Source organism: Aliidiomarina haloalkalitolerans (assembly GCF_003987315.1).
GTDB lineage: Bacteria > Pseudomonadota > Gammaproteobacteria > Enterobacterales > Alteromonadaceae > Aliidiomarina > Aliidiomarina haloalkalitolerans.
Genome location: NZ_PIPI01000001.1, coordinates 778,650 through 791,765, shown reverse-complemented (window position 1 = coordinate 791,765; position 13,116 = coordinate 778,650). Strand labels below are relative to the sequence as shown.

Below are 13,116 nucleotides of genomic sequence, written 5' to 3'. Positions count from 1 at the left end.
GGCAAAACCAATGAGCTTTCTATTTGGTAAGTCGTCACACGTTACATTGAGGACGATTGTCACATGTTTGGATAATTTGGACCGCCAGTTCCTTCTGGAGTCACCCAGCGAATATTCTGGCTTGGGTCTTTAATGTCACAGGTTTTACAATGAATACAGTTCTGTGCATTAATTTGAAAGCGTTTTTCACCATCATCACTGGTGACAACTTCATAGACGCCAGCCGGGCAATAGCGTTGTGCTGGTTCATCGAACTTCGCTAAATTAACGCTGATAGGAATTGAAGCGTCGGCTAGTTGCAAGTGACATGGTTGATCTTCTTCGTGGTTGGTATTCGATAAATAAACCGACGAATTGCGATCAAACGAAATCTTATTATCAGGCTTTGGATAATCTATCTTTGCCGCTGCTGACGCAAGCTGCATGCCTTCATGATCCGGCTGCGTGTCTTTAATCGTGAACGGCAGTTTTCCGCCAAAGAAGTTTTGGTCAATCGTATTATAGGCGCCACCCAGCCACATACCAAACTTGTGCACGGCCGGGCCGAAGTTACGCGAACGGTAAAGTTCATCGTAGAGCCAAGAGCTTTTGAAGGCTTCTGTGTACTCGGTTAAATCGGCAGCATGCTTGTCGCTTTGCAGGGCGGCAAAAATCGTTTCAGCCGCTAATAAACCGCTTTTCATGGCGGTATGATTGCCTTTGATTTTGGCAAAGTTCAATGTACCGGCATCACAACCAACCAATACAGCGCCTGGCATGGTCATTTTGGGCAGTGAATAGAAACCGCCTTTGGCAATTGCCCGAGCGCCATAACTAACCCGTTTGCCGTTCTCTAAAACCTTGCGAATTTGTGGGTGTTGCTTGAAACGCTGGAACTCTGCAAATGGGTTCATATGTGGGTTGGTATAATTTAAGTCGACAATTAAGCCGACAAAGACCTGGCCACCTTCAGCGTGATACAAGTAACCACCACCAGTGGCGTGATCTTTTAATGGCCAGCCTGTGCTATGAACCACGACACCTTCTTCGTGTTGCTCGGCAGGCACATCCCAAATCTCTTTAAAGCCAATGGCGTAATGCTGTGGCGTGCTGTCTTGGTCAAGCTGATAATGAGCAATCAGCTCCTTGCCAAGATGCCCGCGACAACCTTCGGCGAACACGGTGTACTTCGCGCGCAGCTCCATTCCCGGCATGTAACCGTCTTTCGGTTCACCATTAAGGCCAACACCCATGTCACCAGTAATCACACCTGCGACGGCATTGTTGTCATCGTAAATGACTTCAGCGGCAGCAAAGCCAGGGAAAATTTCAACGCCAAGCTCTTCCGCTTGTGCGGCTAGCCAACGGCAGACATTACCCATGCTAACAATATAGTTACCGTCATTATGGAAGGTTTTTGGCACCATAAAATTAGGTAGTTTGCTCGCGTTCTCGGCGTTTTTAAACATGAAGATGTCATCACGTTTTACCGAAGTAGAAAGTGGAGCACCGCGTTCTTGCCAATCTGGGAATAACTCTGCAAGGGCACGCGGCTCAAACACAGCGCCAGAAAGAATGTGGGCACCGACTTCAGAGCCTTTCTCGATGACACAGATTTGTAAGTCGCCACCTTGCTCTTGGTTGAGTTGAGCTAATTTACATGCAGTACTGAGTCCAGCAGGGCCTGCGCCGACAATAAGGACATCAAACTCCATGCTTTCGCGTTCCACTTCATGGTTCGCCATCGCGGATACTCCTTGCAATAAAGAAAGAATGAATAATGTGTTTAAATTTCGTAGATTTTAACTGATTTTAGCAGGAATTACGCCATTTGATTGCGACAATAGCTGAGTAATTTCGTCCACTGGCAGCGGTTTACTGTAATAAAAGCCTTGTGCAATGGTGCAGCCACGTTCGATGAGGAATTGCGCTTGCTCTTCGGTTTCGACCCCCTCGGCAACGATCCCGATGTCAAGGTTGTGCGCCAAACTAATAATGGTTTGGGTAATAGTCGCGTCATCTTTGTCTTCAGGAATATCTTTAACAAACGAGCGATCGATTTTCAGAGCATTGATGGGGAAATGCTTTAAGTAGCTCAGTGAGCTATAGCCAACACCAAAGTCATCAATGGCAAGCGTAATACCGTTTTCACGCATATCGTGCATGAACTGGGTATGTGACTCTTGGTTCTCAATTAACACTTGTTCGGTCAGTTCGAGCTCGACGTACGCAGCCGGAATGCCGGCATTGCGAATCGCAAACAGAATCTGTTTAGTCAGGTCTGGCGTTTGGAATTGACGCCCAGACAAATTCACCGAAATACGTAAGTCGGTGAAGCCTTGTTGACGCCAACGGCCGAGCTGTTTACAGGCATTTTGTAAGACAAAATCAGAGATAGGTAAAATAAGGCCAGAATCTTCAGCGATTGGAATGAATTGATCCGGACCAATGATAGTGCCGTCATCTTCTATCCACCGGACGAGTACCTCTAAACCAATAATCTTACGGGTCGTCATATCCACTTGCGGTTGATAGTACAAGGTTAGCTTTTCATGTTCGATTGCATGCCGTAAGCGTTTTGAAATCTCGAGTCGGCTGGCAAGCTCATCGTGGAGTTCCTGACTATACACGTGCCATGTATTACGACCTTTTTGCTTGGCACGATGTAGCGCAGTGTCCGCGTGGCGCATCAGTGTTTCACCGTCTTCGTCACCGGTTTGGGTGAGGGCGATACCGATACTCGCGGTGACAAATACTTCGTAACCCTCTAAATTGAACTGCTGGTCGAGAGCATGAATGATCTCTTCGGCAAATTTTTCAAGGTCGAGCTGGCTGTGCACAATGGGAACGAGGATAGCAAATTCGTCACCGCCTAAACGCGCTAGGATACTGGGGCTAGAAATGACTTCGGAAATACGTTTTGAAACTTGCTTTAGGAGCAGGTTGCCGATGTTATGACCGAGTGTGTCGTTCACTTCTTTGAAGTGATCTAAGTCGATCATCATCAAGCCAATATGTTTTGCGTTCGCTTGCTTAATTTGGAGCTGTCGCTCGAGCTGGGCAAGGATAGCATTCCGGTTGGCGAGGCCGGTTAACGGGTCATGTTCGGCAAGATAAGCGATGCGTTTTTCAACTTTTTCGCGTTCTTCAATTTCATCATATAGCTCGCGGTTGGCGTCTTTCAGGAGCTTTTCGCGCACGCGGCTGATGCCCAAAAGATACAACACGAAGGTCAGTAAGCAGGTAACGAGAATTCCGGCCACAAAAACGAGAATCGGTAAATTACTCCGCAGTGCGTCTAATCGTTGCGGTGACGGCCAAAGCTCAAACTCCCAGGTTTCACCGAATAATTGGAATGGCTGAGTATGCCCCCAATCTTCTCGCAGTTGATAGGAGCGGATATGACTGAAGAGCAACTGCTCGTCGTCGACCCGTTTTACTTGGAATTCGGTATTTTCGGCTAAATGGGTTAACGCAATAAAGCTGAATAATTGATGCATGTTAATCGTTGCCGCGTAATAACCAACGGCCGGTGTCTCATGCTGTGGAATGACCAGCAGCAAGTCAGCGGGGTGTTCACTTAGCTGTCCCGCCGGAACCAAATAGCGAATACCGTGATTAAATCGCTGCAACCAGGTTAGGGTTTCTGCGGATACATGGGTGGCGGTTTCGGATTCAGAGGGATAAATGGCGCTAATTTCGCCTTGCTGATTGAGCCAGAATAAATGCCGGAAGTGGCGGTAATAATTAAAAATTTCTGGACCGTTGTTTAACCAATTTTGCTGTTGCGCGTCGCTCTGACTGATCCAACTGAAGCCAAACAGGTGCAACTGCAACTCCCGGCGAATTTCCAGTTGCAGGTTGGTGAGCTCTTGGCTAAGTTGTTTTTGCACCGATTGATCGTCCGCAATACGCAGCCCGAGGGTGGCAGCTAAAGTAATAATGACCCCAAAAATAGCCGCTCGTATCGCGTGACGATGTCGCTGTAATTTGCGCATGTGCACCCAAATTTATTGTTTTTATTCTTGTCTGTACAACATTGCCTGAATCGCCAACAATTGTCCACCGCTAACTGACTGAAAAATAGTTGTTTCTGTCTCAGCTGGTGAATAATTTGTCGTTAGTGATTTTCAGCGGCTCAAAGCGGATTATCAGCGACCTTATTGCAGTTCAGGACGATCACGGAAATACTCTAATGCTTCTGGGTTTGCCAGCGCGTCGGTGTTTTTTACCACTTCATTGTGAATAACTTGGCGCACGGCAATTTCGACAATTTTACCACTAATGGTGCGCGGAATATCCGGAACTTGAGCGATCACAGCCGGCACGTGGCGCGGTGTCGCATTCGCTCGAATGATTTGTTTAATGTCTGCGCGCAAGCCGTCGTCGAGTTCGATTCCATCGCGTAACTTCACAAATAGAACGATGCGTTCGTCGTCTTGCCAGCGCTGACCAACCGCAATACTTTCCAGCACTGCGTCGACTTTTTCCACTTGTCGGTAAATTTCTGCAGTGCCAATACGGACGCCACCTGGATTGAGAACGGCGTCAGAGCGACCGTAAATGATCACGCCGTTCTCGGCGGTCAATTCAGCGTAGTCTCCATGTGCCCAAATATTGGCAAAACGATCAAAATAGGCGGCCTGATAGCGGCTACCGTCGGCGTCATTCCAGAAACCGGTTGGCATGCATGGGAAGGTTTGTTCGCAGACTAATTCACCTTTCTCACCACGAACCGGCTCACCTTGGTCGTTAAATACATTCACCGCCAGCGCTAAGCCACGACACTGTAATTGGCCACGATACACTGGCAGAATCGGATTACCCAAGGCAAAGCAAGAAATAATATCGGTGCCACCAGAAATTGAGCTAAGGCAGACGTCGGTTTTGATGTCACGGTAGACATAGTCAAAACTTTCGGGTGCTAGGACTGAGCCTGTGGTTAAAATACTGCGCAAGGTGTCTAAGTTATGACTTGTTTTCGGTGTCTCGCCAGCCTTTTCTAGCGCTGCTAAATACTTGGCACTGGTGCCGAAAACGGTAATCCCTTCGCGATCGATAAGATCCGGCATAGCGGCAGGTGTCGGATAAAATGGCGACCCATCGAAAAGGGCTAGGCGGGCACCGATGGCGAGGCCTGACACCAGCCAGTTCCACATCATCCAGCCACATGTCGTGAAGTAAAAGAGCGTATCGCTGCGGCGCAAGTCAGTATGCAACGCATGTTCTTTGATGTGTTGTAGTAGGGTACCGCCAATGCCATGGACAATACATTTAGGGACGCCGGTGGTCCCTGAACTAAACATGATGTACAGCGGGTCATTGAATGCGCGGCGAACGAATGTCAGTTCAGTCGCACTCGGGTCGAGGAAGTCGTGCCAACGAACGCGATGCTCGAGGGCGACTTGCGGTGACGTAATGCCGGCAAAATCAATTTCAATATGAGTTTGCACGGACGGTAAGTCAGCCAGAATATCGTTAACTTTGCTGCTGATATCGAGGGTTTTGCCATTGTAAAAATAACCGTCAACGGTAAACAGCACTTTGGGTTCAACCTGGCCGAAGCGGTCAAGAACTCCCTGTACGCCAAAGTCTGGTGAACAACTTGACCATACTGCACCGAGGCTGGTGGTCGCTAACATGGCAATGATGGTTTCGATGTAGTTCGGTAGCATGCCGGCGACACGATCACCTGCACTTACGCCGACAGCGCGCAAACTGGCCGCTAATTGAGCGGTTTCCCGATAGAGTTCGGCATAACTGATTTCACGCCGTTGGCCATGCTCATTGGTAAAAACCAAGGCCGGGCGGTCATCACGATAACGCAGTAGGTTCTCAGCAAAGTTTAACTGCGCTTGCGGAAACCACTGTGCACCGGGCATGCGCTCGGCATCTTCGAGCAGTATCGAGCCTTTGTCACCAATGACATGGAACTCATCCCATAACAATGACCAAAAGTCCGTTTTGTGGGTGACAGACCAGTCATAGAATTTGTGGTAATCACCGGCAAACGAGAGCGCAAATTGGTCTTCAACGGTGCGCATAAATTGCGTCATTTGCGCGTTTTCAATTTGGGCTGCACTGGGTTGCCAGAGCGGATTATTCACTTCAGACATGACTTTTTAAATTCCTATGCGTTTTTGTTATATTTGGATTAAAAATTGAATTGCAGCAATTTATGCGCGTCGTGCCACACTAACATTCGAGCGTGGCTGGGTGCCGAGTTCTGCACAAATCACCTGGCCCGCATCAATAATTTGTTCTAAATCGACGCCGGTACGAATGCCCATGCCGTTGAGCATATACAGAACATCTTCAGTAGCGACGTTGCCACTGGCACCTTTTGCGTAAGGGCAGCCACCTAGGCCGGCCACGGCGCTGTCGATGACGCTCACCCCAAGCGGCAAACACATGGCTAAATTCGCCAGCGCCTGACCATAGGTGTTGTGAAAGTGCAGTGCAAGCTTATCGATAGGCACAACGTCTGCCACCGCTGCAAGCATGCGCTGGGCTTGCAAAGGTGTACCCACGCCTATGGTGTCGCCGAGTGATATTTCGTAGCAGCCCATGTCGTATAGGGCTTTAGCGACGCGTACGACGTCGGTCAACGGCACTTCCCCTTGGTAGGGGCAGCCGAGCACACAGGACACATAGCCGCGGACACGGATATTAGCAGCTTTAGCAGCGGCCATAACCGGCGCAAATCGCTCAAGCGACTCGTCAATCGAGCAGTTAATGTTCTTCTGACTAAATGCCTCTGATGCGGCACCAAACACAGCAACTTCATCGGCGCGCGCTGCCATTGCTAACTCAAAGCCTTTCAGGTTTGGCGTGAGTGCCGAATAGGTAACGCCACTGGCGCGTTGTATCTGGGTCATGACATCGGCGCTGTCGGCCATTTGCGGTACCCATTTGGGGCTGACGAAACTGCCAGCCTCAATGGTCCTCAAGCCAGAGGCGCTTAATGCATTGATTAACGCCACTTTGGCAGCAGTGGTAACAGCTTTTTCATTCTGCAAGCCGTCGCGTGGGCCAACTTCAACAATACGAACGTGTTTCGGTAATGCCATGACGTTGACTCCTTATTCGTCCGCAGCGCTAAGACTAATTAATTCCGCGCCATCACTAACCAATTCGCCAGCTTGGAAGAAAACTTGTTCGACCGTGCCAGCAAACGGCGCACGAATGGTGTATTCCATTTTCATTGCTTCCATGACAACCAAGGCTTGGCCTTCGTTAACGGTGTCGCCAGCGGCAACGTTGACGGCAACAATCGTGCCGTTCATTGGCGCAGTCAGGCTGCCAGCTTCTTCGTCATGAGCTAATTCAGCCAACTCGTCAAAGAGTGTGGCTTGGAAGCGACCATAGTCGGTAAACAAGGAATATTCGCCGTTCACCTCAGCCACTTCAACGGGTAAGCGTTGGTCGTCGAGCAACACAGCTCCGTCGGCGGTAAACGCTACATCTAAATTGTGCAGTGGCCAATGGAAACGCTCGCCATGTTGTTGTAAGTCGAGCACGACATGGCTTTCGCTACCTTTAGGGGTTAATGCCACATGATGTTTCGCCGCGGCATTCATGCGCCAACCGCTCGTCGCCGCCCATGGGTCGGTCGACACGGTATTGGCTTGCTGTTGCTGAATACGGAATGCAGCAATAATGAGCAGAGCTTGGTCGGTGCTGAGATTAAACTCAGTTTGCTGCAGATCGTCGCCATATTGCTCGATAAAGCGAGTGGTGAGTTCAGCTTTTACAAAGGCTGGATGAGTCGCAATCCGATGTAAATAGTCGGTATTGGTGGTCACACCGGCAATCCGGGTTTCGCGTAGGGCATTGGCTAACCGCCGCAAAGCACTCTCGCGATCTTCGTCCCAAACAATGAGTTTGGCGATCATGGGGTCGTAGAAGGTCGTTACTTCGTCGCCAGCCACAATACCGGAGTCCCAACGCGAGTATGGGGAGGCTTCGGGGTGACGCAAAAAGGCGACAGTTCCGGTACTGGGCATAAAGTTGTCGTCGGCATTCTCTGCATAAATACGCGCTTCAAAGGCGTGACCGTCCAGTACTAGCTCGTCTTGTTGCATGGGCAAGACTTCGCCAGCGGCAACCCGAATTTGCCACTCGACTAAGTCAACACCGGTAATCATTTCAGTGACGGGGTGCTCAACTTGTAGACGAGTATTCATTTCCATGAAGTAAAAGCTTTGATCTTCGTCGAACAGGAATTCAACAGTTCCAGCCCCGACGTAGTCAATCGCTTGCGCGGCACGTACTGCTGCTTCACCCATGGCACGGCGAGTTTCAGCGGTTAAACCAGGTGCCGGAGCTTCTTCAATGACTTTCTGATGACGACGCTGAACCGAGCAGTCGCGCTCGGCTAAATAAATCGCATTGCCATGTTGATCACAGAAGACCTGAATTTCAACGTGGCGGGGGCGGGTGATGTATTTTTCTACCAACATTTTGTCGTTGCTAAACGCGGCTTTTGCTTCGCGCTTGGCCGAGGCGAGCGCTTCAGCGAAATCACTGGCTTTTTCGACCACGCGCATGCCTTTGCCACCACCACCATAGGCCGCTTTTAACAGCACCGGATAGCCAATTTTTTCAGCTTCATCTGCCAAAAGCTCGGCGCTTTGATCGTCGCCGTGATAGCCAGGAACTAACGGTACACCAGCGTCTTGCATAATGTTTTTTGCTGCGCTTTTAGAACCCATCGCGGCAATGGCTGGAACCGGTGGACCGATAAAGATCAGACCCGCGTCAGCCAACGCTTCGGCAAATGATTCGTTTTCTGACAAAAAGCCGTAACCGGGGTGAATAGCTTGCGCACCGGTCTTCTTTGCTGCGGCAATAATCTTGTTGGCGCGTAAGTACGACTCACTGCTGGCCGAGCCGCCAATGTAAACTGCTTCGTCAGCTTGCAGAACATGTTGAGCGTTGCGATCGGCATCAGAAAATACGGCGACTGTTTTAATCCCCATGTCACGAGCGGTGCGAATGACACGACAGGCAATTTCACCACGGTTGGCAATCAGAATTTTGTGAATTGACTGGCTCATGCGTGGCCTCCATCTTTTTTGTTCGATTGTTGCCAGGCTGGCGCGCGTTTCTCTAAAAATGAACTTAACCCTTCTTGACCTTCTGCTGATACCCGAATTGCAGCAATGCGACGGGCGGTTTCGGCAACGACTTCTGGGTCGAGTGGGTGATTACTAACATGATGAATTAAACGTTTACAGGCTTGCACTGCCGCCGGGCTGTTCGCTAACAGGGCCGTTAATAATGGCTCCAGCGCCTCGTCGAGGGAGTCTGTCGTGACGATGTCGACTAAACCTAAACGCTGCGCTTCCATGGCAAAGAAACGCTCAGCAGTCAGCATATAGCGGCGCGCCGCTGGCTCACCAAGTGCACGGACAACGTAGGGGCTGATAACCGCTGGAATTAAACCGATTTTCACTTCCGATAAACAAAAACTCGCGCGCTCATCGGCAATGGCCATGTCACAGCAGGCCACTAAACCAACCGCACCACCAAACGCAGCGCCATTGACCAGCGCGATAGTTGGTAATGGGAGCTGATCCAACTCCCACATCAAAGCGCCCAAATGACCAGCGTCTTCGACATTTTCTTGGTAGTTTTTCGTCGCCATCGAGCGCATCCAGTTCAGATCCGCTCCGGCTGAAAAGTTTTTACCATTGGCACGCAAGACGAGTACGCGGGCGTCGTTGTGTTCGGCAACTTGCTGCAATGCTTGGCGTAATTCCGCGATCATGACATCGTCAAACGCGTTGTGCACGTCCGGACGATTCATCGTCAACGTTGCCACGCCGCGCTCGTCAATGACGAGCTGGGTATATTCAGTAGACATGAGACCCTCCATTACATGCGGAAGACACCGAAGCGGGTGTCTTCGATTGGTGCATTAAGGGCTGCGCTTAGGCTCAGTGCTAGCACGGTGCGGGTCTGCGCAGGGTCAATGACACCGTCATCCCAGAGGCGGGCAGAGGCATAATAGGGGTGGCCTTGCTGCTCATAGGTGTCGATAATCGGCTGCTTAAAGCTGGCTTCATCTTCTTTGCTCCAGCTCTCGCCTTTACGCTCTTTACCGTCGCGAGTGACTTGCGCCATCACGCCAGCGGCTTGCTCACCGCCCATGACGGAAATACGCGCATTCGGCCACATAAACATTAAAGTTGGGTCGTAAGCGCGGCCACACATGCCATAGTTACCGGCACCATAGCTACCACCAATCAAGACTGTAAATTTCGGCACTTTCGCACAACTGACGGCGGTCACCATTTTCGCGCCATGCTTGGCAATACCTTCGGCTTCGTATTTTTTACCGACCATGAAGCCGGTAATGTTCTGTAAAAACACCAGCGGGATTTTGCGTTGAGCGCAGAGCTCAATGAAGTGTGCGCCTTTTTGCGCCGATTCGGAGAACAAAATACCGTTGTTGGCGACAATGCCCACGAGGAAACCATGAATGCGGGCAAAACCAGTTACCAGTGTATTACCGTAGTTTTGTTTGAACTCGTCAAAATCAGAGTCGTCGACAATGCGGGCAATCACTTCACGCACGTCGTACGGCTTACGTAAATCGGTACCGACAATGCCATAAATCTCTTCGGCGGGGTATCGCGGCGGCTTCACTTCAGCGACATCAAGCTTGGCTTTTTCCGGACGATTAAGGCGCGACACTGAGCGTCGTGCGAGTTCAAGGGCATGTTCGTCGTTTAAGGCAAAATGGTCAGCCACGCCAGAAATACGTGTGTGCACATCGGCGCCACCAAGCTCTTCAGCGCTGACTTCTTCACCGGTTGCCGCTTTCACCAATGGTGGGCCAGCAAGGAAAATCGTGCCTTGTTCTTTAACGATAATTGATTCATCCGCCATGGCCGGCACGTAGGCGCCGCCGGCAGTGCATAACCCCATAACCACAGCGATTTGGGGAATGCCTTTGGCCGACATATTAGCTTGATTAAAGAAGATACGGCCAAAGTGATCACGGTCTGGAAAGACTTCGTCTTGGCGTGGCAAATTCGCACCGCCCGAGTCGACTAAGTAAATACATGGTAGGTGACAGCGCTCGGCGATTTCTTGGGCGCGCAAATGCTTCTTCACGGTCAGCGGATAATAGGTTCCACCTTTCACGGTCGCGTCATTGGCGACGATCATACATTCCGTGCCGCTCACGCGGCCAATACCAGCCACAACGCCCGCTGCAGGTACGTAGTCTTCGTAGACTTCCCACGCGGCAAATTGACCAATTTCAAGAAACGGCGAGCCGGCATCGAGTAAGCGCTGGATACGGTCACGTGCCAGTAATTTACCTCGCGCCACATGGCGCTCTTGGTAGCTTTTACCGCCACCTTGTTTAATTTGTTCGGCTTTGGCTTGTAAGTCAGCAAGCACATCAAGCATGGCTTCGCGGTTGGCTAAAAAGCCCTCATCGCGAGGATTCACTTTACTAGTAAGGATAGCCACAGTTCGGTTCCTTTTATTTGGATTCGGTAAATAACTCACGGCCGATCAACATACGGCGAATTTCCGAGGTGCCGGCACCAATTTCATAGAGTTTAGCATCCCGCAATAATCGACCTGTCGGGTACTCATTGATGTAGCCGTTACCACCGAGCAATTGAATGGCGTCGAGCGCCATTTTTGTCGCCAGTTCGGCAGCATAAAGAATGGCACCGGCAGCGTCTTTACGAGTGGTTTCACCGCGATCACAGGCCTTCGCAACGGCGTAGACGTATGCACGTGCAGCGTTCATTTGCGTGTACATGTCAGCAACTTTACCTTGCACTAACTGGAATTGACCGATGGACTGACCGAATTGCTCACGTTCGTGAATATACGGTACGACCACGTCCATACAGGCTTGCATAATACCTAATGGACCCGCAGCCAGCACTGCACGCTCGTAATCAAGGCCGCTCATTAAAACTTTGACGCCCTGATTCAGTTCACCCAAGATATTTTCGGCAGGGACGCGAGCGTCTTCGAACACTAGCTCACAGGTATTCGAACCGCGCATACCGAGCTTGTCCAGCTTTTGCGCCGTGCTAAAACCAGGGGTGTTGTCTTTTTCGATAATGAAAGCAGTAATACCTTTTGAACCAGAACCCGGCTCGGTTTTCGCGTAAACCACCAAAACGTCAGCATCAGGACCGTTGGTAATCCACATTTTGTTACCGTTTAGAATGTAGTGATCACCGTCTTTCTTCGCATGCAGTTTCATGCTGACGACGTCAGAACCAGCGTTTGGCTCACTCATAGCCAACGCACCAACGTGTTCACCGCTGACTAACTTAGGTAAGTATTTCTCTTTTTGCGCTTGCGAGCCGTTGATTTTAATTTGGTTCACACACAGGTTTGAATGAGCACCATAGCTGAGGCCTACCGATGCTGATGCACGGCTGATCTCTTCCATAGCGATAACGTGCTCGAGGTAACCCATGTCTGAGCCACCAAATTCTTCAGGGACAGTAATGCCGAGCAACCCCATGTCACCAAACTTGCGCCATAAATCAGCAGGAAACTCATTTTTTTCATCGATTTGAGCCGCGCGCGGAGCGATTTCATCACGAGCAAAAGCATTGACTTGCTCACGAATCATGTCTGCTGTTTCGCCGAGGTCAAAATTAAATGGTTTATAGGTGCTGATCATAACGACTCCTTGGATTTTTCATTGAGTTCCGCACGGCAGCCGGCTTCAACCGCAGTGAGCTCGTGCAAAACAACTTTAATATCTTCTAATTGCTGGCGTAGCGCTGATTTTTTGTCTTCAATTAAACGCAACATGGTTTGTAATTGATTCACGCTACTACCGTCACGGTCATACATATCGAACAAGGTTTTGGTTTCCGCGAGGGTAAAGCCTAAACGTTTGCCACGTAGAATGAGTTTTAACCGCACTCGGTCTTTTTGATGGTAGATACGCGTTTGGCCGCGACGCTCTGGGATAAGTAAGCCTTGGTCTTCGTAGAAACGAATGCTGCGCGTGGTAATATCAAACTCGCGAGCAAGGTCGCCGATGCTAAATGTGTCTTGAGTTCGCCGCACCCGTTCTGGGCTAGTTTCAAACTCAGGCGTGTCAATTTGCGGTTTATTCATGATTCGAATCCAATGGTC

General features: G+C 50.1%; 9 protein-coding genes. All 9 read right to left on the bottom strand.

Annotation, left to right across the window (positions count from 1 at the left end; all coding sequences use genetic code 11):
* Positions 1-59: 59 nt before the first annotated feature.
* Positions 60-1,709 carry an electron transfer flavoprotein-ubiquinone oxidoreductase gene (locus CWE06_RS03595; RefSeq protein ID WP_126791538.1) on the bottom strand — a complete coding sequence of 550 codons (1,650 nt, stop codon included), beginning with the start codon at positions 1,707-1,709 and terminating at the stop codon, positions 60-62.
* Positions 1,710-1,781: 72 nt separating this feature from the next.
* Positions 1,782-3,977 carry a putative bifunctional diguanylate cyclase/phosphodiesterase gene (locus CWE06_RS03590; protein ID WP_126791225.1) on the bottom strand — a complete coding sequence of 732 codons (2,196 nt, stop codon included), beginning with the start codon at positions 3,975-3,977 and terminating at the stop codon, positions 1,782-1,784.
* A gap of 162 nt (positions 3,978-4,139) precedes the next feature.
* A complete protein-coding gene (locus CWE06_RS03585) occupies positions 4,140-6,095 on the bottom strand; it encodes an acetoacetate--CoA ligase (RefSeq protein ID WP_126791223.1) in 1,956 nt (651 codons plus the stop codon).
* A 60-nt stretch (positions 6,096-6,155) separates the two neighbouring features.
* A complete protein-coding gene (locus tag CWE06_RS03580; protein ID WP_126791221.1) occupies positions 6,156-7,049 on the bottom strand; it encodes a hydroxymethylglutaryl-CoA lyase in 894 nt (297 codons plus the stop codon).
* 12 nt (positions 7,050-7,061) lie between these two features.
* Positions 7,062-9,038: an acetyl/propionyl/methylcrotonyl-CoA carboxylase subunit alpha gene (locus tag CWE06_RS03575; RefSeq protein ID WP_126791219.1), complete on the bottom strand. Its 1,977-nt coding sequence runs from the start codon at positions 9,036-9,038 to the stop codon at positions 7,062-7,064.
* Positions 9,035-9,847, bottom strand: a complete 813-nt coding sequence (locus CWE06_RS03570) for an enoyl-CoA hydratase/isomerase family protein (RefSeq protein ID WP_126791217.1) — start codon at positions 9,845-9,847, stop codon at positions 9,035-9,037. The genes CWE06_RS03575 and CWE06_RS03570 overlap by 4 nt, the downstream gene beginning before the upstream one ends.
* Before the next feature lie 11 nt (positions 9,848-9,858).
* Positions 9,859-11,466, bottom strand: coding sequence for a carboxyl transferase domain-containing protein (locus tag CWE06_RS03565; protein ID WP_126791215.1), 1,608 nt, complete (start codon positions 11,464-11,466; stop codon positions 9,859-9,861).
* 13 nt (positions 11,467-11,479) lie between these two features.
* Complete coding sequence (locus tag CWE06_RS03560; RefSeq protein WP_126791214.1) at positions 11,480-12,652, bottom strand: isovaleryl-CoA dehydrogenase; 1,173 nt, start codon at positions 12,650-12,652, stop codon at positions 11,480-11,482.
* The gene (locus tag CWE06_RS03555; protein ID WP_241972458.1) at positions 12,649-13,098 is read right to left on the bottom strand and encodes a MerR family transcriptional regulator; all 450 of its coding nucleotides are present in this window, start codon (positions 13,096-13,098) and stop codon (positions 12,649-12,651) included. The genes CWE06_RS03560 and CWE06_RS03555 overlap by 4 nt, the downstream gene beginning before the upstream one ends.
* Positions 13,099-13,116: the final 18 nt, after the last annotated feature.